18 protein-coding genes, 1 tRNA gene and 2 other annotated features are annotated in these 25,018 nt (G+C 37.7%); of the genes, 16 read left to right on the top strand and 3 right to left on the bottom strand.

All coding sequences use genetic code 11. From position 1 onward, the window contains the following. Positions 1–45: 45 nt before the first annotated feature. The 11 genes from nifJ (at position 46) to IGK82_RS08585 (ending at position 16,063) form a co-directional block, all read left to right on the top strand. Positions 46–3,777: a pyruvate:ferredoxin (flavodoxin) oxidoreductase gene (gene nifJ, locus IGK82_RS08635; RefSeq protein WP_016622451.1), complete on the top strand. Its 3,732-nt coding sequence runs from the start codon at positions 46–48 to the stop codon at positions 3,775–3,777. A gap of 196 nt (positions 3,778–3,973) precedes the next feature. Next, a complete protein-coding gene (cdaA, locus tag IGK82_RS08630; protein ID WP_002389035.1) occupies positions 3,974–4,858 on the top strand; it encodes a diadenylate cyclase CdaA in 885 nt (294 codons plus the stop codon). Further along, positions 4,855–6,018 carry a CdaR family protein gene (locus tag IGK82_RS08625; RefSeq protein WP_002380508.1) on the top strand — a complete coding sequence of 388 codons (1,164 nt, stop codon included), beginning with the start codon at positions 4,855–4,857 and terminating at the stop codon, positions 6,016–6,018. Before cdaA ends, IGK82_RS08625 begins: the two co-directional genes overlap by 4 nt. After that, complete coding sequence (glmM, locus tag IGK82_RS08620) at positions 6,011–7,366, top strand: phosphoglucosamine mutase (RefSeq protein WP_002356936.1); 1,356 nt, start codon at positions 6,011–6,013, stop codon at positions 7,364–7,366. The genes IGK82_RS08625 and glmM overlap by 8 nt, the downstream gene beginning before the upstream one ends. 229 nt (positions 7,367–7,595) lie before the next feature. Next, positions 7,596–8,147, top strand: coding sequence for an ECF-type riboflavin transporter substrate-binding protein (locus IGK82_RS08615; protein WP_002356937.1), 552 nt, complete (start codon positions 7,596–7,598; stop codon positions 8,145–8,147). A gap of 100 nt (positions 8,148–8,247) precedes the next feature. Then, positions 8,248–9,954 (top strand): ABC transporter ATP-binding protein, encoded by a 1,707-nt coding sequence (locus tag IGK82_RS08610; RefSeq protein WP_002396597.1) that lies wholly within the window; start codon positions 8,248–8,250, stop codon positions 9,952–9,954. After that, on the top strand, positions 9,951–10,784 hold the full coding sequence (locus IGK82_RS08605; RefSeq protein ID WP_002359933.1) for an energy-coupling factor transporter transmembrane component T family protein: 834 nt from the start codon (positions 9,951–9,953) through the stop codon (positions 10,782–10,784). Before IGK82_RS08610 ends, IGK82_RS08605 begins: the two co-directional genes overlap by 4 nt. Before the next feature lie 442 nt (positions 10,785–11,226). Then, a complete protein-coding gene (glmS, locus tag IGK82_RS08600; RefSeq protein ID WP_002356940.1) occupies positions 11,227–13,035 on the top strand; it encodes a glutamine--fructose-6-phosphate transaminase (isomerizing) in 1,809 nt (602 codons plus the stop codon). A 310-nt stretch (positions 13,036–13,345) separates the two neighbouring features. Then, positions 13,346–14,584: an aminoacyltransferase gene (locus IGK82_RS08595; protein WP_002359935.1), complete on the top strand. Its 1,239-nt coding sequence runs from the start codon at positions 13,346–13,348 to the stop codon at positions 14,582–14,584. A gap of 47 nt (positions 14,585–14,631) precedes the next feature. Next, complete coding sequence (locus tag IGK82_RS08590) at positions 14,632–14,922, top strand: hypothetical protein (protein ID WP_002356942.1); 291 nt, start codon at positions 14,632–14,634, stop codon at positions 14,920–14,922. 175 nt (positions 14,923–15,097) lie between these two features. Continuing rightward, complete coding sequence (locus IGK82_RS08585) at positions 15,098–16,063, top strand: hypothetical protein (RefSeq protein ID WP_002407485.1); 966 nt, start codon at positions 15,098–15,100, stop codon at positions 16,061–16,063. An 87-nt stretch (positions 16,064–16,150) separates the two neighbouring features. Here the strand turns inward: IGK82_RS08585 and IGK82_RS08580 are convergent, their stop codons facing one another. The 3 genes from IGK82_RS08580 to IGK82_RS08570 form a co-directional block, all read right to left on the bottom strand. Beyond that, positions 16,151–16,330, bottom strand: coding sequence for a hypothetical protein (locus IGK82_RS08580; protein ID WP_002383739.1), 180 nt, complete (start codon positions 16,328–16,330; stop codon positions 16,151–16,153). A gap of 213 nt (positions 16,331–16,543) precedes the next feature. After that, on the bottom strand, positions 16,544–18,034 hold the full coding sequence (locus IGK82_RS08575) for a glucosyltransferase domain-containing protein (RefSeq protein ID WP_002385810.1): 1,491 nt from the start codon (positions 18,032–18,034) through the stop codon (positions 16,544–16,546). A gap of 157 nt (positions 18,035–18,191) precedes the next feature. Further along, positions 18,192–18,264: transfer RNA gene (locus IGK82_RS08570), tRNA-Thr, on the bottom strand. Between the two features lie 263 nt (positions 18,265–18,527). Then, positions 18,528–18,773, top strand: a binding site (T-box leader). Positions 18,774–18,932: 159 nt separating this feature from the next. Then, positions 18,933–19,183 (top strand) — a binding site (T-box leader). Positions 19,184–19,268: 85 nt separating this feature from the next. Between IGK82_RS08570 and IGK82_RS08565 the strand changes: the two genes are divergently transcribed. The 5 genes from IGK82_RS08565 (at position 19,269) to IGK82_RS08545 (ending at position 25,007) form a co-directional block, all read left to right on the top strand. Next, on the top strand, positions 19,269–20,339 hold the full coding sequence (locus IGK82_RS08565; RefSeq protein ID WP_010709657.1) for a methionine ABC transporter ATP-binding protein: 1,071 nt from the start codon (positions 19,269–19,271) through the stop codon (positions 20,337–20,339). A gap of 18 nt (positions 20,340–20,357) precedes the next feature. Then, positions 20,358–21,038, top strand: coding sequence for a methionine ABC transporter permease (locus tag IGK82_RS08560; protein WP_002359998.1), 681 nt, complete (start codon positions 20,358–20,360; stop codon positions 21,036–21,038). A 19-nt stretch (positions 21,039–21,057) separates the two neighbouring features. Beyond that, positions 21,058–21,891, top strand: a complete 834-nt coding sequence (locus tag IGK82_RS08555; protein ID WP_002407486.1) for a MetQ/NlpA family ABC transporter substrate-binding protein — start codon at positions 21,058–21,060, stop codon at positions 21,889–21,891. A gap of 14 nt (positions 21,892–21,905) precedes the next feature. After that, complete coding sequence (locus tag IGK82_RS08550; protein WP_016622450.1) at positions 21,906–23,099, top strand: M20 family metallopeptidase; 1,194 nt, start codon at positions 21,906–21,908, stop codon at positions 23,097–23,099. 369 nt (positions 23,100–23,468) lie between these two features. Further along, on the top strand, positions 23,469–25,007 hold the full coding sequence (locus IGK82_RS08545; protein ID WP_002360001.1) for an ABC-F family ATP-binding cassette domain-containing protein: 1,539 nt from the start codon (positions 23,469–23,471) through the stop codon (positions 25,005–25,007). Positions 25,008–25,018 lie beyond the last annotated feature (11 nt).

Raw genomic sequence — 25,018 nt, 5'->3', positions numbered from 1 at the left:
TCTTTCATAATTTGTGAAATTCCGCTATAATAAACAAGAATATGCGTGCAACTATTCTATTTTTTAGATATAAAGGATGAGAAAAACATGCGAAAAATGAAAACAATGGATGGGAATGCTGCAGCAGCTTATATTTCCTACGCCTTTACAGAATTAGCAGCCATTTATCCAATAACACCAAGTTCAACAATGGCTGAGCTTGTTGATCAGTGGTCGGCCGAAGGTAAGAAAAATATCTTTGGTCAACCTGTGAAAGTAGTCGAAATGCAATCGGAAGCTGGTGCTGCCGGCGTGGTCCATGGCTCTTTAAAAACAGGCGCGCTTACCACGACCTATACGGCTTCACAAGGGTTACTTTTGATGATTCCTAATATGTACAAAATAGCTGGAGAACTATTACCATCTGTTTTTCATGTGGCGAGCCGAGCTTTAACTACGAATGCTTTAAATATTTTTGGTGATCAAGGAGACGTAATGGCCGCACGCCAAACAGGCTTTGCTATGTTGTCAGAAAGCAGTGTACAAGAAGTGATGGATTTGGCACCAGTGGCTCACTTAGCTTCGATTGAAGCGAGTGTTCCATTTATGAACTTTTTTGATGGCTTTAGAACAAGTCATGAAATTCAAAAAGTGGCAGTTCTTGACTATGAAGAATTAGCACCCTTAGTAAACCAAGAGAAATTAGCCAAATTTCGTCGTCGGAGCATGAACCCGAATCACCCTTCCGTTAGTGGAATGAACCAAAATCCAGATATTCACTTTCAACAACGAGAAACAATAAATCCTTATTATGAAAAATTACCTGGTATTGTTCAAAAATATATGACAGAAATTAACCGGTTACGGGGAACCAATTATGATTTGGTGACGTATTATGGCGCAGAAGATGCAGAAGAAGTGATCGTCACGATGGGTTCAGTTGCACAAACAATTGAACAGACGGTTGATTATTTACAAGAACAAGGAAGAAAAGTTGGCTTCCTTAATGTCCATCTTTATCGACCATTTCCAGTTGAAACATTTCTTGAAAAAATACCACAATCAGTTAAAGCAATTGCTGTCTTGGATCGGACGAAAGAGCCCGGTGCTGGTGGTGAACCGTTATTATTGGATGTCCAAAGTGCGATGTATGAAGCGGACATTCGCCCAACAATTATTGGTGGGCGCTATGGTTTAGGTTCTAAAGATGTGCTGCCAAATCAAATTGTTGCGGTTTTTGATGAATTAATGAAAGAACGTTCTGCCATGAAGAAGCGTTTTACAATTGGGATTGATGATGATTTAACTTATACTTCATTAGAAGTTGGCAAACCACTTGATTTGACGAATCCGAAAACCTATCAAGCTAAATTTTGGGGCTTTGGTTCTGATGGGACAGTAGGGGCGAACAAGTCAGCAATTAAGATTATCGGTGATCATACAGACAAGTATGCACAAGGATTTTTCTATTATGATTCAAAAAAATCAGGCGGGTTGACCGTTTCTCATTTACGTTTTGGCGAGACGCCTATTCGTTCAACGTACCTCATTGAACATTCTGATTTTGTGGCTTGTCATACAGCCGCTTATTTGCATACTTATGATTTAGTGAAAGGGTTAAAAAAAGGCGGTACTTTCCTCTTAAATACCATTTGGAATGATGAACAACTAGCACGATTTTTACCCAATCAATTAAAACGGTATCTAGCTGAAAATGAGATTCAGTTTTATACAATCAATGCAGTGAAATTAGCTAGTGAAGTCGGACTAGGCGGGCGAATTAATACCGCGATGGAAACAGCTTTCTTCAAATTAGCGCAAATTATGCCTTTTGAGCAAGTGTTGCCAATTTTAAAAGAAGAAGCACTGAAAAGTTATGGTCATAAGTCCATGAAAGTTGTCGAAAAAAATATTCAAGCAATCGATAAGACCGTTGAATTGTTGCATCAGGTACCTGTTCCAGCAGAGTGGAGAACGCTTGAAGTTCAACCGCGAAAACGTTCAGAACATGTTAGTGATTTTGTTCATGAAATTGTTGAACCGATTAATCGTCAAGAAGGCAATGCGTTATCTGTTGCGACACTAGCGAAAAATGGGATGACAGATGGGCGGATGCCTTTGGGAACTGCGGCAGTTGAAAAACGTGGAGTTGCATTAGAAGTACCTGAGTGGATTAGCGATCGATGTACTATGTGTAATGAGTGTGCCTTTGTATGTCCTCATGCGGCGATACGACCATTCTTAGCCGATGAAGAAGAAATGACTGAAGCGCCAGAAGGATTCATTGTGCGTGATCTACGTGGTGCCGACGGCTTGAAATATCGTATCCAAGTCTCAGTCAAAGATTGTACTGGCTGTGGTCTTTGTGTTGAAGCCTGTCCAGCTAAAGGGAAAGCTTTAGTAATGAAACCTTATGAAGAAGAAAAAGAGCAGGCTATGAACTGGGCGTTTGCTATGACGTTACGTCAAAAGGAAAACCCAGCAAAACCGAATACTGTTTTAGGTTCGCAATTTAATAAACCTTTATTAGAGTTTTCTGGTGCTTGTTCTGGTTGCGGCGAAACGCCTTATGTTAAATTATTGACGCAAATGTTTGGTGACCGAATGCTGATTGCTAATGCCACAGGTTGCTCATCGATTTGGGGTGCTGCAGCGGGTGTGACACCTTACACTACGAATGAACAAGGACAAGGTCCAGCTTGGTCAAATTCTCTTTTAGAGGATAATGCCGAGTTTGGTTATGGCATGTTGTTAGCAACGCAAGCGCGTCGCGAACGTTTAGCTAGTAAAATGACCAAAGCTTTTTCTGTAGCCAGTGACTCGTTGCGTCTATTGATGGAAGATTGGATAGCACATCTGTCCGAAAGTGAAGGTACGCAACAACGTGCAGCTAAATTACGTGCAGCTTTGCTTGAAGAAAAAACGAATCAACCTTTATTGGAAGCAATTTATGACGATCAAGATCTTTTTGTTAAACCAAGTCAGTGGATGATTGGTGGGGATGGATGGGCTTACGATATTGGCTATGGCGGTATTGACCACGTGTTAGCCAGTGGCGCGGATGTGAATATGTTAGTTCTAGATAATGAAGTCTATTCCAATACAGGTGGCCAAACTTCCAAAGCAACTCCTGCATCAGCGATTGCGAAATTTGCTGCCAGTGGGAAGTATGCCTCTAAAAAAGATTTAGGGATGATGGCAATGACTTATGAAAATGTCTATGTCGCTCAAATTGCCTCAGGTGCAAACCAAATGCAGACGATTAAAGCTTTTGAAGAAGCAGAAAAATTCCCTGGACCATCGATTATTATTGCTTATACACCATGTATTACACATGGTTTAGCAGGTGGGATGAGTCAAACGTTGAAAGAAGCGAAAGACGCAGTTCATTCAGGTTACTGGTCTTTATATCGCTATAATCCATTATTGCGAGAAAAGGGCAAAGAACCAATGACATTGGATTTCAAAAAACCAGATTTTTCATTAATGAAAGAGTTTATGCGCCAACAAGTTCGCTTTGCATCCTTAGAATCTAGTCAACCAGATACAGCGGAATTGTTATTTAATAAAACAATTAATGATGCTAAGAGACGGTTCTATAATTATGCTCGTTTAGCTGGTCAAGAAGAAAAAATTCGAGCAAAACTTGAAAAACAAAGTGAACCAGAAATAAATACGCCAGAGAACGAGAAGCCACGAGTGAAAAAAGAACGCGTAGTTGATCCGGAAGCGGAAGCAAGAAGGGCTGCCCGCCGCGCAGAACGAGCAGCCAAGAGAAAACAACGTGAGCAAGATTAAATAGAAGTCAAAAAAACGTGTCTGAGCTTTTTGCTTAGACACGTTTTTTAGTTAGAAATGCGATTTTTTGATGAAAAATTTCAAGTTATTTGAAAAAGTTCCTAAATTTTTTTGATGTTTCCGCTTGCGTTCTGTGATGAAAGAAAATAATGTGGTATACTTGTTAGGAAATCTTGAGAGAGAAGTGAGGGGTATGATGTCGTTTCAATTGAATCAATTATTAGATTTGAATTATTGGCAGCAAGTCATCTCAACGGATTTCTTATCTAAGGATTTTGTTATCAATATCATAGATATCCTAGTCGTATGGTACCTCGTTTACAAATTAATCATGCTTGTTCGTGGAACAAAAGCAGTCCAACTATTAAAAGGTGTCGCTGTTTTTATCATTATCCGCATTCTAAGTGAGATAATTGGTCTACATACATTATCTTGGTTAATGAATCAAGTCATCATGTATGGTGTAATCGCCGCGGTTGTTATTTTTCAACCAGAAGTGCGAAGAGGGCTGGAACATCTAGGGAGAAGTTCGTTTTTCCGCCCGAATAAAGGTGCGCAACAAGAAGATGAGCGTATTATTCAGGCCTTTGACAAAGCCATTCAGTACATGTCAAAACGGAAAATTGGTGCTTTGATAACCATTGAACGCAATACCGGTTTAGATGAATACATTGAGACAGGTATTGATTTGGATGCCGATATTACTGGTGAATTACTGATTAATATTTTCATTCCAAATACACCACTACATGATGGTGCAGTGATTATCAAAAATGAAAAAATTGCTGTTGCTAGTGCGTATTTACCGCTATCAGAAAGCAATTTAATTCCAAAAGAATTTGGAACGCGCCATAGAGCCGCAGTCGGTATCAGTGAAGTCAGTGACGCCATTACGATTGTTGTTTCTGAAGAAACTGGTGACGTTAGTTTGACATTGAACAATGAATTAATTCCTGGTCTAACGCAAGAAGAGTATTTAACAATTTTGCGTAAGGAGTTAATTTCGGAATCATCGGAAGATAAAAAAAGTGCTTTGCAGCATTTTATCGATGATGTAACAAAGGGGGTTAAACGCAAATGAGAAAAGCCTCCCAAAAAAGCTGGTTTAATGGTTTGCTTTCATTGCTGTTTGCATTGTTGTTATTTTTTAATGCCAATGCAACAGGCAATAATCCCTCCAATTCAGGTTCAAGCCAAACGTATAGTGAGACATTGAATAATATTCCTGTCCAAGTCCAATACGATAAAGACAAATATTATGTCTCTGGATTTGAAGAGAGTGTAAATGTTCATTTACGTAGTGCGAACCGCATTCAATTAAACATGGAATCAAATGCTGACACACGAAATTTCCAAGTGGTCGCAGACTTAACCAAATTGCCATTAGGAACTTCGGAAGTGCCTTTGACAGTTCGGGGACTAAGTTCTGCTGTTACAGCTGAAATTGAACCGAAAACAGTGACTGTAACGATTGAAAAGAGAGTAACAAAAAAATTCGATGTAGAAGCACAACTTTCTGATAACATTGAAAAAGAAGGCTACAAAGTAAAAAATATTTCTGTAGATCCAAAAACTGTAGAAGTAACAACTGGAGAAGAAACAGCGAAAGCAATTGAGAAAGTGATTGCGCCAGTCTCAAGTGCCAAACAAACAATTGATACGATTAAACAAACGGTAAATGTCCAAGCGCTAGATGCCAAAGGTCAAGTCCTAAGTATCGAAAATCCAGCACCACAAGTCAAAGTAACGGTAGGCTTAACTGCGCCAACAAAAGATGTACCACTGAATGTTAGTATGACAGGTACGCCACCTGCTGGGATCGCTCATTACAATTATAGTTTATCAACGTACCAAGTTAGGGTCAGTGGTCCGCAATCAATTTTAGATACGCTAGAATCAATTGAGGTACCGGTAGATATTTCTGATATTCGCAAAGAAACAAAACAATCAGTGACTATTCCCGTTAATGGAGAATACGTAGTTACACCAGATGAGGTTGACGTTTCTTTGAGCCCCGTGTACAATCAACAACAGTCATCAAATACAAATGAAACTTCAGAGGAACCTGCAAGTTCAACAACGGTTGGCTCAGGTAGCCAAGCAGTACAACCAAGTACATCCAGTCAAGTAGAATCAAATACTTCTGAAACAACAAGTGAGGGATCAACAGTAGAAAGTACAACTGCTGGTTCAACTGAAAATACAGAGAATCAAGTGACTAAGGAGAATCAAAATGGGTAAATATTTTGGAACAGATGGTGTAAGAGGAATTGCAAATAAGGAGTTAACACCTGAATTAGCTTTTAAATTAGGGCGTTACGGTGGTTATGTGTTGAGTCAACATGAAGATAGTTCAAGAAAACCTCGTGTTCTCGTAGGCCGCGATACACGTATTTCAGGTGAGATGTTGGAACAAGCATTGATTGCTGGATTATTATCAGTCGGAATTGAAGTTTTCCAATTAGGGGTGATTTCAACACCTGGTGTAGCATATCTAACTCGTTTACAAAAAGCATCCGCTGGCGTAATGATTTCAGCTTCACATAATCCTGCGGAAGACAATGGGATTAAGTTTTTTGGGGCAGATGGCTTCAAATTAGTAGACGATCAAGAAGCAGAAATTGAAGCATTGTTAGATGCAGAAGAAGACACCTTACCAAGACCTTCTGCAGAAGGCTTAGGCTCGTTAGATGAATTTCCAGAAGGCTTACTAAAATATTCGCAATTTTTAGTTCAAAGTATTCCTGGCGATTTAGCGGATATGACTGTTTGTTTAGATGCTGCCAACGGAGCAACCGCAACAGCAGTCAATCGTGTCTTCGCGGATTTAGAGACAGATTTCTATACAATGGGAACAAGTCCTAATGGCTTGAATATCAATGATGGTGTGGGTTCCACTCATCCTGAAGCTTTGGCAGAAATGGTTGTTGAAAAAGGTGCAGATGCTGGGTTGGCTTTCGATGGCGACGGCGATAGAATTATTGCAGTCGATGAATTAGGACGAATTATCGATGGTGATAAAATCATGTATATTTGTGCCAAATATTTAGCTGAGAAAAAACGTTTGAAAAAAGATACAATCGTTACAACGGTGATGAGTAATCTAGGTTTCCATAAAGCTGTAGAAGAAATTGGCTTAAAAGATGTGGTAACGCAAGTGGGTGATCGCTATGTTGTAGAAGAAATGCGTAAAAATGATTACAATTTTGGTGGCGAACAATCTGGTCACATGATCTTTTTAGATTACAACACAACAGGTGATGGTATGCTTTCAGGGATTCAATTGTTGAATGTTATGAAGCAAACGGGCAAAAAATTATCTGAATTAGCGGATGAAGTGACGATTTATCCACAAAAATTAGTCAATATTCGTGTCACAGATAAAAATGGTGCAATGGAAGTTCCGGCAATCAAAGCAGTTGTCGAACAAGCAGAAGCAGAAATGAATGGCGAAGGTCGTATTTTAGTTCGTCCTTCTGGAACAGAACCATTGTTACGTGTGATGGCCGAAGCGCCAACACAAGAAAAAGTTGATTATTACGTTGATAAAATTGCTGAAGTAGTACGTGCAGAAATCGGCGTTGAATAAGAACCAATTAGAAACCAGACACTTAATGCTAGCTTGCGTTAAGTGTCTGGTTTCTTTGTTGGAAATCAAAAAAAGAAAATAGCTAATAAGCTCCGTCTATCATTGACATAGAGCGGTTAAAAGGGTACTATTTTAGAAGTAAGATGCACCGCGTATCTTCTTTTTTTATTCGATAAAATCAAGAAGGGAGCGGCTGTAAATCAATGGAGTTATAGAATGGAGGAGCGAAATGAAAGAAAAAATGTCCGTCAAGACAATTGTAGCAATTGGAATTGGCTCTGCAGTTTTTGTTATTTTAGGTCGATTCGTTGTGATTCCAACTGGGATTCCTAATACGAACTTAGAAACGTCGTATCCATTTCTTGCTTTAATGTCAGTTGTTTTTGGACCAGTAGCTGGAGGGCTAATTGGTTTGATTGGTCACACATTAAAAGATTTTACCACGTATGGTAGCGCTTGGTGGAGCTGGATTATTTGTTCAGGAATTATTGGTATTATTTTTGGCTTCGCTGGTCGTAAAATGGATCTTCAACATGGTGAATTTACAACAAATGACATGGTGCGTTTCAATATTTTCCAAGCGTTTGGTAATATCGTCGTTTGGGGCTTAATCGCGCCTAGTTTGGATATTTTGATTTATAGTGAACCCGCAAGTAAAGTATTTACACAAGGAGTATTCGCGACTGTTTCAAATATTGTCGCTGTGGGTATTATTGGAACATTGTTGATGAAAGCTTATGCATCAACAAGAACAAAGAAAGGCAGTTTATCAAAAGATTAAGAAACTGTCGAAATAATTTAAATGGTTAAGGGTCTGCCCTAGTAATTACTTTGCTAATGCTCAGACCCTTTCTTTTATGGAGAAACTGAGGTGAGGCCGAATGAAAAAACCAATCATTACTTTTAATAATTTTTCCTTTCAATATCATAGCCAATCTGAACCGACATTAAAGGGGATTCAATTAACCATCTATGAAGGAGAAAAGGTTTTAATCGTTGGGCCTAGTGGTAGTGGCAAATCAACATTGGCGCAATGTATCAACGGGTTAATTCCCAATATTTATGAAGGTGAGATTCAAGGAACAGCTACGGTTGCTGGTGAAAATATCCAAGAAACAAGTCTATTTGATTTGTCTTTTGATGTAGGAACTGTTTTGCAAGATACCGATGGGCAGTTTATCGGCTTAACGGTTGCTGAGGATATTGCTTTTGCTTTAGAAAACGATGCAGTTGAACAAGCAGAAATGAAAAAAGCGGTTCAGAAATGGTCCGAGATTGTTGAGCTGAATCAGTTATTGCAACACCGTCCACAAGATTTGTCAGGTGGTCAAAAACAACGTGTATCTATGGCGGGCGTTCTAATTAACCAATCAAAAATTTTACTTTTTGATGAACCTTTGGCTAATCTTGACCCACGAGCGGGACAAGAAACAATGACTTTGATTGACACCATTCAACAAGAAACAAAAGCGACTGTTTTAATAATAGAACATCGCTTAGAGGACGTTCTTTGCGAATCAGTTGATCGAATTATTGTCATGAATGAGGGCACAATTATTTCTGATACAACGCCAGATGAATTGTTACGTCAAGATACGTTGACCCAACAAGGGATTCGTGAACCTTTGTACGTTACAGCCATGAAATATGCTGGGATTGATTTAACACAAGTTAGTCATTTAGACAAATTAGCCGAAGTATCAGGCGAAACGGTTTTGCCTAAAATGACACAGTGGTCTGTCCAACCTAGTTCAGTTAGTGCAGTCAAAGGAGCTGAACTATTACGTTTGGAACAAGTGTCCTATCAATATGATCGTCACGGTGAAAAAGTGTTAGATGACTTCTCAGTAACTATTCATCATGGAGAAATGATCAGCATTGTAGGAAAAAATGGTGCCGGGAAGTCTACACTTTCTAAAATAATTTGCGGGTTCATCACGCCTCAATCTGGCAAGATTTTATGGGAAGGACAGGATTTTTCCAATTATTCAATCAAAGAACGTGCAGATAAAATTGGTTATGTGATGCAAAATCCCAATCAAATGATTTCTAAAAAAATGATTTTTGAAGAAGTAGCTTTGGGATTAGTTTTACGAGATGTGCCACAAGCAGAAATTGAGGAACGTGTGACGAATATTTTACATATTTGTGGGCTGTATCCCTTCCGGAACTGGCCGATTTCTGCGTTGAGTTTTGGGCAGAAAAAACGGGTAACTATTGCATCAATCTTAGTTTTAGAACCTGAATTATTAATTTTAGATGAACCAACAGCTGGGCAAGATTTTAAACATTATACAGAAATGATGACATTTTTAGAAGAATTGAACCGCTTAGGTGTGACTATTTTAATGATCACTCACGATATGCACTTAATGTTGGAATATACAACACGTGCGTTAGTAGTTTGTGATGGACGTTTACTAGCAGATGCGACTCCAGTTGCTGTTTTAACAGATGAAAAATTAATTCAAGCAGCTTCTTTAAAAGAAACGAGCTTGTTTACCTTTGCTAAAGCGTTAGGCTTGGAAAATCCCTTGCTATTTACGGAAAAATTTGTTGCTTACGATCGTGAGGTGCGTTTTGGATGAGTGAACGACAAATGTTAGGCTATCATCCTGATTCAACCTGGATTCATCGCTTAAACGGCACAAGCAAATTAGTCTTTTTAATCGTTGTCTCTGTGGCTTGTATGACCACGTATGATACTCGTTATCTGTTAGGAATGTCTGTGGTTTCGCTTGTTTTGTTAAAATTATCAAATATTAAATGGCATCAAATATCTTTTGTTATTAAATTTATTGCTATTTTTTCTTTGTTAAATATCTTAACGGTTTACCTTTTTGCACCTGAATATGGGGTTGATTTATATCAATCACGTACCGTGATTTGGGAAGGAATCGGACGGTTTACTTTGACACAAGAAGAATTATTTTATGAATTTAATTTAGTTTTAAAATATTTCTGTACGATTCCGTTGGCATTAATCTTTTTATTAACAACAAATCCTAGTGAATTTGCCTCCAGCCTGAATCGAATTGGTGTGAGTTATCGGATTAGTTATGCAGTAGCGCTGGCTATTCGTTATATTCCCGATATCCAAGAAGATTTTTTTAATATTTCTTTAGCACAACAAGCGCGAGGTTATGAGATGTCTAAAAAGGGACGGTTAGGCCAACGAATCAAAGGCGTAGCACAAATCGTTTTACCCTTAATCCTATCTAGTTTAGATCGAATTGAAACTGTGAGTACCGCTATGGAATTAAGGCGTTTTGGTCAAAAGAAAAATCGAACGTGGTATGCGCAACAACCTTTTCATCTGCGTGATTTTTCGGTAATGTTACTTGCCTTATGCTTATTAGGAATCAGTTTCTGGTTGTTCCATGTGAATGGTGGCCGGTTTTATAATCCATTCCAATAAATAACAAATTGATAAGGTTCTATAAATAGAACGGATATTTTTTTATTATTAAGAATCTAGTACTTTCGCTTACTATGAGTGTACTAGATTCTTTTTTTGCAACTTTAAAGAACTAGACCAATTTTCGGTTTTTAGATTTTTGTTGACAAGCACCTACTTTTAATTGTATGATTGTTTATGTTTCTACGGAATATATTTACAAAGGAGGTATATAGACCAATATCGGATAGCGCCAGACCTGAACGTTCAGGTGACGAGGAGAGAGCTTATCGAAGATTCGGCGGGTGGCTCTAGGGACTGCACTCTACAGATAACAAAGAAAAACTAATTGTGAAGTTAGAACAAAGCGGTTATCACGCAGGTAGAAACATATAATGGGATTTGCTAGTTAAACAGGACCTAGTAAATACAGAATTTCAATTAGAAAGTAGGAATTAGCATTATGTGTGGAATTGTCGGAATGATTGGAAAAGAAAATGTCACGGAAAGTTTGATTCAAGGATTAACAAAATTGGAATATAGAGGTTATGATTCTGCTGGGATTTGTGTGAATGATCAAAGCCAACAGCCCCATGTAGTTAAGGCAGTTGGGGGCATTGCCGATTTAGCAGCAAAATTAACGCCAGAAATCGATGGAACAGTTGGTATTGGTCATACTCGTTGGGCCACTCATGGCGAACCAACTGTCGCCAATGCACATCCCCATGTTTCAAGCGATCAACGCTTTGCATTAGTGCATAATGGTGTCATTGAAAACTTTGAAGAATTAAAAGAACAATTTTTAAGTGGTGCTCACTTAATTGGTGATACAGATACTGAAATCGTCGTTCAATTAATTGCTCATTTTGCTGAAAATGGTTTTTCAACAAAAGATGCTTTTAAAGCGGCTTTAGCCGAAATTAAAGGTTCATACGCTTTTGCATTAATGGATAAAATGGACCCCAATACTATCTACGTAGCGAAAAATAAAAGCCCGTTACTTATCGGTCTAGGTGAAGGCTTTAATGTTATTTGTAGTGATGCGATGGCGATGATTAAAGAAACCAATCAATTTGTTGAGATTGTTGATGGTGAAATTGTAACTGTTACAGCGGACAAAGTAGTAATCGAAACGCCAGAAGGACAAGTAATCAACCGAGAACCTTTTGAAGCGCAATTAGATTTAAATGACATTGAAAAAGGAACATATCCGTTTTATATGCTCAAAGAAATTGATGAACAACCTGCAGTGATGCGCAAAATTGTTCAAGCGTATACTCAAGGTGAAAAAGTGACTTTAGATGAGGCGTTACTTGAAAAAATTAATCAATGTGACCGAATTTACATTATTGCTTGTGGAACAAGTTATAATGCAGGTTGGGTCGGAAAATCTTTAATTGAAACGATTGCCAGTATTCCTGTGGAAGTTCATTTATCAAGCGAATTTGGCTACAACATGCCTATTTTATCTGAAAAACCGTTCTTCATTTTCTTAAGTCAAAGTGGTGAAACGGCAGATAGTCGCCAAGTACTGGTACAGGTTAATGAATTAGGGCATCCATCACTTACATTAACAAATGTTGCTGGCTCAACATTATCACGTGAAGCGGACGATACCTTGTTATTACACGCAGGACCAGAAATTGCTGTCGCTTCCACCAAAGCTTATACTGCTCAAATCGCTGTCTTAGCTATTTTAGCAAAAGCAATTGGTGAAGAACGCCAAACATTAGCAGCCGTCTCATTTGATGTGGCTCACGAATTGAGCGTGGTAGCAGCTGTCATGGAAACCTTGATTGATGAAAAACAACAAATGAAAGCCTTAGTGGAAGATTATCTGACGTATACTCGAAATGCCTTCTATATCGGGCGAGGAGTCGACTATTATGTGTCGATGGAAGCGGCCTTGAAGTTGAAAGAAATTTCCTACATTCAAGCAGAAGGCTTTGCGGCAGGTGAATTGAAGCATGGAACGATTGCCTTAATTGAAGAAGGAACACCTGTGATTGGGATTGTGACAGATGCCAAAGTCGCAGCCCATACAAGAGGCAATTTAAAGGAAGTCGAAAGTCGTGGAGCAAGAAATATTGTGATTGCCTTGGAATCCTTGGCAAAACCACAGGACCAACTGATTATTCCAGATGTTCATCCGTTACTTTCTGCCTTAGTTAGCATTGTTCCAGGTCAATTATTAGCGTACTATGCAACCTTACAAAGAGGCTACGATGTTGATAAACCAAGGAACTTAGCCAAAAGTGTAACTGTTGAGTAAATCAAGAACCTGAGAGAAAGATGTTCAACGGGTTTTCATGAGTTTTAATATCTGAGACAAAAATCATTTTAGATTTTTGTCTCAGATATTTTTTATAAAAGAAAGATATTCAGTCAAAAATGAAAGATTCCAAAGAAATTCTTTTTTTCCGTTGAAAACTGTTTGCATTTTAGCAAAATTAGATATAATTAATAAGAACCGAAAAATAAGAATTAGCCAGTGAGGTAACTTTGTTTGAAAGAAAGCAAAAAGTAGGTTAAGCTGAAAAGTGCTAATTTATTTAACAAAAAAAGATTGTGAGTTGTTTGATATGGATCAGTTTAGTACATTAACTGAACAAGAATTTACTACCTTTGCAATGACACATCCTGCAGGTAACTTTTTAGAAACACCCGAAATGAAACATTTATTGGAACGACGTGGCTGGCATTGTGAATACGTTGGCGTCAAACGAGAAGGGCAACTAATTGCTGCGTGTATCCTAAGCAAGAAAAAAGTCAAAATTGGTTATGCTTTCGACATTGACGGCGGAATTTTGATGGATTATACAGATAAAAAATGTGTAGAAGCCTTTTTCACAGGCTTAAAAAAATATGTGAAAAAAAATGATGGCCTTTATTTAACCTTTACTCCAAATAAACAAATTTGTTTACGTGATTTTAATGGCGGTGAAGTTGAAAAGGTCAATCAAGAAACATTTGACTATTTCACATCAATTGGTTTTGAACACCAAGGGTTTGATGTGCACAATTTTGATGGCGCGCCACGTTGGCTGTTTGTCAAAGATATGGCTGGATTAACAGAAGAAGATCTTTGGAAATCTTATGGAAAAGATGCTAAATATGACATCAAGAAAACATGGGAATATGGAGTAACAACCCGAGAACTTCGTTACGAAGAGTTACCTCTCTTTAAGAAATTAACGGAAGAAACAAGTGCACGACGTAATTTTGAAGATAAGGATTTAGCTTATTACCAAGCTGTTTATGAAGAGTTTGGCGAACGAGCGAAATTTATGGTGGCGGAACTAAACTTTGCTACTTATTTAGAAAATCTTCATGAGAAATTACGCAAATTACAAGAGACGCTCAACGAAGTCAATGAAGCGTTAATTGCCAATCCTAAAAGCCGTAAAAAAAATAACCAGAAACGTGAATTTGAAGATGAAGTTCGTACCGTGCGCAAACGGATTGACGAAGCTAAAGAAATGAAAACATCAGATGAACCTGAAATTTTAGCAGGCGCCTTATTCATTGTTCATCCACAAGAAGTTGTTTACTTGTTTAGTGGTACGTATGAAAAATATAAACAATACTATGCACCGTATTTAATTCAACATAAAATGTTAACTTACACAGTAGAAAATAACATTCCCAAATATAATTTTTATGGCGTTGACGGTGTCTTTGATGGAAGTGATGGGGTTCTTAAATTCAAACAATCCTTTGGTGGTCATGTCGAAGAATTAATGGGCAATTTCCAATGGAAAGCCAAACCAATGAAATATGCCTTATATCACGCATTAAAAACAATTAAAGAAAAAGTCTAAAATTAAAACCCAATCCTAAAAAAGGAATGGCAAAGTGAGGCGTTTAAATGGAAAATCAAGTCGAGGTTATGACGTATGCACAGTTAAAAGAAATTATGCAGGTGTTAGAAGCAAACGAAGCGATTACAGAAGATACAAAAGTCTTTATTGATACAGGCTGGGATAGCGTGCAAGAAGTAGCACCAGATGCAGTCAGTATTGAAAAAGTTGCTAAATTCACAGTAGCAGATGTTTTAACAAACGAAAGTTTTGCTGGGTATAGTTTAGAGGAAAAGGCGGAGAAGATGAACGCTGAGGGCGACCTAGAAACGGCAATTATTATTCGTAATCTTTACTAAAAAAGTCCGTTTGAATAGTTAAAATCGAGGTCGGGACAGAACCGTTTAGCTCCTAGCAACGCGTAGTGTTGGTTCTGTTCCCGCCGGTTATCAGGTTTTGAGCCTGGAGCAAAAATCCAAAGTGATTTTTGTCCCAGGCTCATCTGCTTTAAATAAGAAATAAAGGAGATTAGATATGAGTACCATTCATGAATTTCCCAAAAACTATGAACGTTTTATTGCGAAAGGAGAAGAAGCACTTGTAGAACATAATCAGATCGCCGCTTTAGAAAATTTTCAACAAGCCTATCAGCTACAACAAACGCCGCCAGTAAACCAAAAAATTGTCCAATTATTGTTGGAAATGGATGAAGCTGACGAAGCACTAGCATTGGCAGAAGCGTTCCAAGATTCTTATTTTGAGAACCTCGAAACAGCGGCAATTTATATGCAAATTTATAGTCAGAGCCGTCGCTTTATTGAAGGATATATTTTATTGAAGCAACTACTTCAAACTAATAAAATAACGCTAGCACAACAAAAAACGTTAGAACAGCAATTAATGCAAGTGGAAGAGGCGTATCGACAATTAGAAACGCAGCAAATTCAAGCAATTAAAAGGAACTTGTTAGTAAGCGATCAATTGCCCGTTTATCAACAATTAGCGAACATTAAAACCAGTTTATATTTGCCTAAACCAGTATTTGTGGAAGTCGCAAAAGATTTAGTTATGAACCAAGCACTTAGTTATTTTGCTCGGGAATGGTTCATTGAAGAATTAGCACTGTTGCAATTTTCAGAACCACTGACTTTTCTTTGGTATGACAATCAGCCTCAGACAGTCTTACTAGAAGGAAAAACTGGACCGTTAAATACGCCGATCTATTCCGAAATTTGTACTGAACTTAGGAATCGCTTAGAAAATGATGATCCAATTATGCTGCAGCATTTGGAAGAAGAAATTCGGTTGCATCTTGCCTATTTGTATCCATTAGCAGAGACGGTTATTTCAGATCCAACTATCTGGGTCTTGGGTTATTTGGCAACCTACTATCCTAAATATATTGAAAAAGAATTGACTGAAGCAAAAGGTCATCAAATCGATGCTGTTCAAAATGTTCAACAGGCGATACGAACGGCTTTTACACAAATAATGCTTTAAAAAATGGCACGTCCTAAAAACGAGGACGTGCCATTTTTTCGGTTTCAGAAATTTGCTGAATCTGCTCTAATTGCTTTTCTTGACTGATTATTGCGGATAATAGAAAAAAGCAAGACAGAAATAAGTAAAAAGAATTCCTTGAATCAAGCAAATCACAACGAACAATGGCGTTGCTCCTGGAAAAGAATCAGAAATCCGTGTAATTAAAAATTCAACTAACCATAAAATCATTGAAAATAAAAATAATTTTTTCTGACGAGTTCTCATAGTCCGCAACAACCTTTCTGGTGATTTTCACTTCTCTATCATAACATAGAAAACGAGCTGTTTTTTCTCAAAAATTTTGTTACTTCATAAGAAAAATGGGAAATAAACAAGTTTCAGGAAGTAATAAATGTACCCGAAAAGAATACTTAATCCATCTTAATCAAACCATACAGTCACGTTTATTGCAAAAGAAGTGTTTTTGGATGGAACAAATTATTTCATAAACACAAATATTTCTTTGTTGTTTGTATAAATGTCATAAAAGTGATTACTTACTACTTTTTGATTTTTAGACATATCCGTATCGGTCAGTGGTGCCATCTCTACTCCTAAATTCGATGAAGTATTGAACCAAACGTAATTAGGGAAGTATAGACCGTCATTTGGTGGCACAATTTTTGAAAGAATTGGGTAGTTTCGACTTGTATTAGCATAAACAGTTGAATTTTTGAAAAACGTATTTAAATAAACTTTTTTTCGTTCGTTTGTTACAACATTTTTTAAATCATCTGTTAAAACAGCTGCTTGGCGATTGAATGCTTCTTTTTGATAGTTTAATGTGGAAGAATACACCAAAACAAACGATAAAATATAATAAGATAACAAGCTGGCCACAAGTAACGAAGTTAGATAAATTGCTTTCACTTGTCGATTGTTAAATAAACTTAACATGCTGATTGTAACAAAAACAGCAAATCCGTAAATATAGCGAGGCGCATCACCAGCGATATTTCTTGAATAGACAATAAAAATACCAAAACTTAAGAGCGAAGCAAGTCCTAAATATAAGATACAATAAAGGAAACTTAAGCCCAAGTTGATTTTGCTATTTGATAGATGACTAATAAAAAATAAAACAAGCAGTAGGAGCAGTAATAAGAGCCATAAACGATTACTCTGGTTCAATAGCTCTGAAAAATAATGGTAACTATTTTGATAAGCCACACTGGGAATATCGTGCAAACTTGGTAAGGCCTGACTGCCCCCAATGTTGTTTGTTGCGGAAGGTACAAATTTTAACTCGATAAGGTAGCTGACTATAGAAAGTAGATAAGCGATAGCAGCAAGTGCGACTTTTTTACAAAGAGCAATGAAATTTTCTCCAGCAAGTAACTGCTTGAAAGTAAGGAATAAGACGATAACTATATAAATTCCTGACGAGGCTTGGTAAGTATTAAACATAACAAACAGTGAAAAAACAGAAACCAAGAAAAACGTAAAAGAATTACGCTGCCACCAATAAAAAGGAAGAAACGAACAAAAAATACTCAATGCCATATAGGGACTATCAAACCTGAAACTAAGACATTGAAGGAACCAAGGATTGAGGCCAATTAAAGTAGCTACTAAAGAGGAACCCCAGCTAATTTTTTGGTCATTGATGATATAAATAGCCAGTATGCTTGTGAGAGATAAGATAAGACCTGTTAGAATCGGTGTGGTCAAGCCCAGATCTGTCAAATGACGACTTCCTTGAACAAACCATGAGAGAAATTCACTGCCCCAACGTGCGTAAGTCGTACCAAAATCTGTCATTCCAGCGACTTGGCGAGCATTATCATCTAAGTAAGGGAAATTGATAATGCCGATGGATAAAACTGCCACTTGATAAATTAAAATGATCAATAGAAGATAGGCTTTATTTTCAATACACCAATTCTTTAAATCAAATTTTTTTGATTCTGTAGGTAATTGTTTCATCATTGTACTCCACTCCAATAATTATTTAACAATTAAAATATACCATAACGAGTGGAATGAAGAAATTGCTTTTGTTATTTTCTCATCTTGACAGAACACTAAGGGTAGGCAAAACAAAAAAATCCCAACTCTTTATTAAAGAGTTGGGATTTTACCAAAAAGCCACCTGCCGGGCTTGAACCGGCGACCCCCACCTTACCATGGTGGTGCTCTACCAACTGAGCTAAGGCGGCACTTTCAAAGGCTAAACTAACTCGAGGATTGCAACGAAGTGAAACCCATAGAGTTCACTTTCAAAGGCTACACTGCGACGAGTAATCGCCAAAGTTCCTTTTGAAAAATCGTACAAATCTCGTGCACAAGAAATAGAATAACGTATAGACGAAAGTTTGTCAATTGCTCTTTCGTAAAAAAAGAAAAATGATTTTTTTCTAAGAAAAACTGTTGACAATCTCTTTTTTCTCTAGTAAAGTGTAAATCAACATCACAGATAACTATTCATTCGTTGAAGAGAAGAGTAAATTTTGATGACCTTCAAAAGAGAGTCCTGATTGGTGAAAAGGGACAAGGTTCAGAAAAGTTGAAGATGGCCTCTGAGAATAAATTGCTGATAAGTAAGCAATTTCGGCTAAGCACCCGTTACCATGTGCACCAAGTTAATAAAGACTTGGATAAGAGATGAGATATAAAGAATCAGTTATATTTCGAAAAAAGGTGGTACCGCGAATCATTCGCCCTTTACTAGCAAAACGCTAGTGAAGGGCTTTTTGCTGTGAATCACTACGACTGGCGCGAAGCGACAGAGTAGATGATGAACAGTACAAGCTGTTCGAAGAGAACATTAACTCTAGTCTGTTTAATTTTGAAAACAGATGAAAATCAGTTTAGAATGAATAGAAATAAAAAAGCAGTGATATAGTAAGTACAAGACTTGATTTGTCTAACAGAGAGCCTAGGTAGCTGAGAATAGGTGACAAAGACGTTTTGGAAAATGGCTATTGAGCAAGCGCTCCGAGTGTTAAACACAAGGCGGCGACGGGGGCTCCCGTTATCGAGCTAGGGTATCGAACATATTGTTCCGTACTTGAAAAGGGAATTTGTGTGAGCAAATTCTGAACATGAGGTGGTAACACGCAAAAAAGCGTCCTCAACGATACAACTTGAGTTGTGTCGTTGAGGATGCTTTTTTCTTTTTTATGAAAAAATGCAGGTTGGTAAGAATGAAGGGGGATAAAGAATGATTGAACTAAAAAATATCAGTGTGACATTTCAACAAAAAAAACAAGAAATTCAGGCTGTCCAAGATGTGTCTTTGACAATTGATAAAGGGGATATCTACGGAATCGTTGGTTATTCCGGTGCTGGAAAAAGTACGTTAGTACGGGTAATTAATTTATTGCAACGACCAACAGCGGGCACCGTTATTATTAACAAAGAAAATATTTTAACTTTTTCTAAAAAGGAATTACGACAACAACGAAAAAAGATTGGAATGATTTTTCAACATTTTAATTTGATGAAAGAGCGGACTATATTTAGTAATATCGATTTTTCATTAAAATATTCTGGGCTAAGTAAAAGTGAACGGCGTCAAAAAATCAGCCATTTATTAGAGCTAGTTGGACTAAGTGAAAAACGGGACGCTTACCCCAGTCAACTATCAGGAGGGCAAAAACAGCGAGTTGCGATTGCCCGCGCTTTAGCAAATGATCCTGAAATTTTACTTTGTGATGAAGCGACGAGTGCGTTAGATCCAAAAACAACGGGACAGATTTTAGCCTTGTTAAAAAAGTTAAATCAAGAACTGAACTTGACGATTGTCTTAATCACCCATGAAATGCAAGTGGTTAAAGAAATCTGTAATAAAGTCGCGGTGATGGAAAATGGCTACGTTGTCGAATCAAACGATATTGTTTCGATTTTTAGTCAACCCCAACAACCTTTAACCAAAGATTTTATTCGGACAGCAACTCATATTGACCAAGCATTAACCACGATTCTTGAACATCCTAAATTAGCTGATTTAGATAAAAATCAAGAATTAATTGAATTTTCTTATGTGGGAGATCAAACGAATGAGCCATTAATTGCACAATTGTATAGCCAATATCAGGTGTATACGAATATCCTTTACGGCAATGTCGAAATTGTTCAAAACGTTCCTATTGGCCATTTAATTGTGGTGCTTTCTGGTGATGAGGCCCAGCGTCAACAAGCCCTTACTTATTTAGCGAAACAAGGCGTGCGAACCAATGTTTTGAAAACCTATCAGCAAACGAAGCAAAAGCAGAATTTACAGGTGATTTAAAAAAGGAGTGAACTGAGAATGTATCAATTATTTGAGAAATATTTTCCGAATGTTGTCCAATTAAAACAAGAGTTTCTTCAAAGTACATGGGAAACATTATACATGGTTTTTTGGACAGCATTGATTGCTGGCGTGTTAGGAGTCTTGTTGGGTGTCGTGCTTGTTAGTACTGGCCCCAGTGGTGTTTTGAAAAATCCACCCCTGTATAGCGTCTTAGAAAAAATTATTAATGTTTGTCGTTCTATTCCTTTCATCATTATGCTCGCACTGATTCAACCATTAACACGAATTTTGGCAGGAACGACAATTGGTACAACCGCAGCGTTAGTCCCATTAGTTATTGGCGTAATTCCGTTCTTCGCGCGCCAAATTGAAAATGCGTTATTAGAAGTGGATCCTGGCGTTATTGAAGCGGCAGAAGCCATGGGGACGAGTCCCTTAGGGATTATTTTTCGGGTTTATTTAATTGAAGGGTTACCAAGTATTATTCGTGTTTCAGCAGTGACAATTATTAATTTGATTGGATTAACAGCCATGGCAGGAGCGATTGGAGCCGGTGGTCTGGGCAACTTAGCGATTACTCGAGGATACAATCGGTTTCAAACCGATGTGACATTTATGGCCACGTTAATTATTTTAATTATGGTATTTATCAGTCAAGCCATTAGTAATCAATTAATCAAAAAAACATCACATTAGAAAAAGGAGAACTGACAAAATGAAAAAATTTAGTAAATTAATTGGACTTATTGGGGTATTAGCTTTTACGATTGCAGGTTGTGCATCGGGGTCTGCGAAGGATACTAAGACAGAAACCGTTAAACTAGGGGTTGTAGGAACAAAAAATGATGAATGGGAATCGGTCAAAGACCGTTTGAAAAAGAAAAATATTGATTTACAATTGGTAGAATTTACAGACTATACGCAACCAAACGCAGCATTAGCAGAAAAAGAAATTGATTTAAATGCCTTTCAGCATCAAATCTTTTTAGACAATTACAATAAAGAGCATGGAACGAAATTAGTATCAATTGGCAATACAGTCAATGCACCATTGGGAATTTACGCTAATAAATTGAAAGATATCACGAAAATTAAAGACGGCGGAGAAATTGCTATTCCTAATGACCCAACGAATGGTGGGCGGGCGTTAATTTTATTACAAACTGCAGGACTGATAAAAGTAGATCCTGCGAAACAGCAACTACCGACTGTCAGTGATATTACTGAAAATAAACGCCAATTGAAAATAACTGAATTAGATGCTACGCAAACAGCGCGCGCTTTACAAGATGTCGATGCTTCAGTGATTAATAGCGGCATGGCTGTCGATGCTGGGTATACACCAGATAAAGATGCTATTTTCTTAGAACCTGTAAACGAAAAAGCGAAACCTTATGTGAACATTGTCGTGGCCCGAAAAGAAGATCAAGAGAATAAACTTTATCAAAAAGTTGTAGAAGAATATCAACAAGAAGAAACGAAAAAGATCATTGCAGAAACATCAAAAGGCGCCAATGTTCCAGCCTGGGAAACATTTGGTAAAAAATAAAGGAGGCATTTATAATGAGTACAACAACGATTCAAACAATCCAAGAAGCTATTGCTACAGAAAAGGAATGGATAATCCATTTAAGACGTCATTTTCATCAATACCCTGAAGCAAGTTTAAAAGAATATGAAACGATTAAGCGAATTAAAGAAGAACTACTAGCCTTAGCTATTCCTTTTGTAGAAGTAGGGGAAACGGGTGTTTTAGCAACCATTGAAGGAGGTCTTGGCGCTGGCAAAACGATTTTATTACGTGCAGATATTGATGCGTTGGAATTACCAGATGCAACAGGTACTGCCTATGCTTCTAAAAATCCAGGACTCAATCATGCTTGTGGACACGATGGTCATGCGGCAGCATTGCTAGGTACAGCTAAAGTGCTCAAAAAACATCAGGATACCTTTTCAGGAACGATTAAACTGGCCTTCCAGCCAGCTGAAGAAATTGGTGCAGGCGCTCGACAATTTGTGGAAGGAAATTATTTAGAAGCAATCGACCAAGTGTTTGGGATTCATTTAGATTCCAGTGTGCCGGTCGGAAAATTAGTCGCTACCAAAGGCGCCACCAACGCCTCTTGTGATATTTTTAAAATTGAAGTCAGTGGTCAAAGTAGTCACGTCGCCCAACCACAGAATGGCCGAGATGCTGTTTTAGCAGCGGCCAGTATCGTTGTGGAATTACAAAAAATTGTAGCGCGCGAGATTGATCCTTTAGATTCTGTCGTAGTAGGAATTGGCGTTTTACAAGCAGGAACACGCTATAATATTGTAGCAAACCAGGCAACCATTAAAGGTACTGTTCGAACATTTAGTCAGGAAACGCGCCAATTTGTTTTACAACGAGTCGAAGAAATTGCCCATGAAATTGCCCAGTCTCATCGCACAGAAATTGCTGATTTTTCTGTTTATGCGGCAGCGAATCCATTAATTAATGAAGAACAAGCAACCAACCGTGCACAGCAGGTAGCCAGTGAAATTGTTGGTTTTGAAAATGTTGTGACCGATCATCCTAAAAGTTTAGGGGCGGATGATTTTGCTGATTACTTAGCGGTAATTCCTGGTATCTATGGACGGGTCGGTTCACGAAACCCTGAAAATCCTGCTACTCATTTTGGACACCATCATGAACAATTTGATATTGATGAACGTGCCTTACTTTTAGCAGCAGAGTACCACGTACGCTATGCATTAAACTATTTGTCAGAATAATAGGGATAGGGAGCCGACAAAATGATTGTTTGTGGGCTCCTTTCGTTATAAACCAACGTGGCTTGCTTTCTTGTCATTCTATGGTAGAATACAAGCATAAGAAAGGTGATTCACATGTTTTTTGTTTTAACTGATAAATTAACAAGAAAAGTAGCTCCCGATAGTTTAAGAACAGATGAAGCACTGTTGTGGAGCCGAGCAATTAATTTCTTCATCGCTTGATAGCACATTTTTTGACTAGAAAAGCTAGTCTTATTTGAGTGTACGTACAAGCGGTTGTCGGGATTTCTGTCAGGATGGACGACGTGCAGACGTGGTTCTTTTTTTGTTGTCCCAAAATAATCAGTTAACAAGAAAGAAGTGACGAAAATGAGTATTTTAACTATTGAACATTTAACGCATCGATTTGGCGAAAAGGTCTTGTATGAAGAGGCTTCATTGCAAGTGAATAAAGGAGATCATTTAGGCTTAACTGGCCAAAATGGGGTCGGCAAATCCACCTTAATTAAAATTTTAACGGGGGAAGTATTGCCAGACGAAGGAACGATTCAGTGGCAAAAAAATTGCAAGATTGGGTACTTGGATCAGCATGTTTCTGTAGAACAATCACTAACGATGGTTGATTTTTTGAAACAAGCCTTTCAAGAACTTTTTGATAAAGAAGCGAAACTGACAAAACTTTATGAAGAATACAGTCAAACGGCTTCGGAAAAACTTTTAGAACAAGCAGGCAAATTACAAACAGATTTAGATGAAAGTAATTTTTACCAAATTGACACGATTATTCAGGATTTAGCCAATGGGTTAGGACTACAAGCAATTGGTTTGGATAAAAAGTTAGGGGAGCTAAGCGGTGGTCAACGTTCAAAAGTGATTTTAGCAAAATTATTGTTAGAGGCCCCTGATGTGTTACTTTTAGATGAACCCACCAACTATTTAGATGATACACATATTCAATGGCTTGTTCGCTATCTGAATAATTTTGAAGGAAGCTTTCTATTAGTCTCCCATGATTATCAATTTTTAAATGAAGTGACGAATTGCATCGCAGATATTGAGTTTGGCAAATTAACCAAATATACTGGAAATGTAGAAAAATCTTTTGCACAAAAAGAGCAGAATAAACAAACCTATTTGAAACAGTATCAGGCCCAACAAGAAAAAATTGAAAAAATGGAAGCCTATATTCGTAAATACAAAGCTGGAAATCGAGCAACGATGGCTAAAAGTCGACAAAAACAATTGGACCGGTTGGAACGATTGGCTCCGCCAGGTTCCTTGACTAAGCCGGCGATTGAATTTCCTTATCAAGGGTTAGTTGCAACGCAAGCACTAACGACCCAGAAGTTAGTTGTCGGCTATCGGGAACCTTTGTTAGAACCGTTAGATTTAATGGTTCATGTCGGTGAAAAAGTCGCATTGAAAGGCTTTAATGGGATTGGCAAATCAACATTAATTAAAACGTTGACGAAAGTGATTCCTTCATTAGATGGAGAATTTCATTATCCGCTGAATACAAAAATTGCTTATTTTACCCAAGACTTGGCGTGGCCTAATGAGCAGTTAACGCCGCTAGACTATTTATCAGATCGTTTTCCAGATACAACGATTAAAGAGCGAAGAAGTCATTTGGCTAGAGCAGGTTTACCAGATAAGTTAGCAATGCAGTCGCTAGCCCTGTTAAGTGGTGGTGAGCAAACAAAAGTAAAACTAGCGGAACTAATGATGCAAACAAGTAATTTGTTATTTTTAGATGAGCCAACCAATCATATTGATGAAGCGGCCAAAAAAAGTTTACAAGAAGCAATTCACGTTTACCCAGGAACGGTTTTTCTGGTTTCCCATGAAGCAGATTTTTATGAGGAAATTGTGGATCGAGTAATTGATATTGAGGAATTAGTTAAATAAAGAAGAAAGAA

It is taken from the genome of Enterococcus sp. AZ197, assembly GCF_050556405.1.
Taxonomy (GTDB): domain Bacteria; phylum Bacillota; class Bacilli; order Lactobacillales; family Enterococcaceae; genus Enterococcus; species Enterococcus faecalis.
This window is presented reverse-complemented; position numbering and strand designations above follow the sequence as displayed.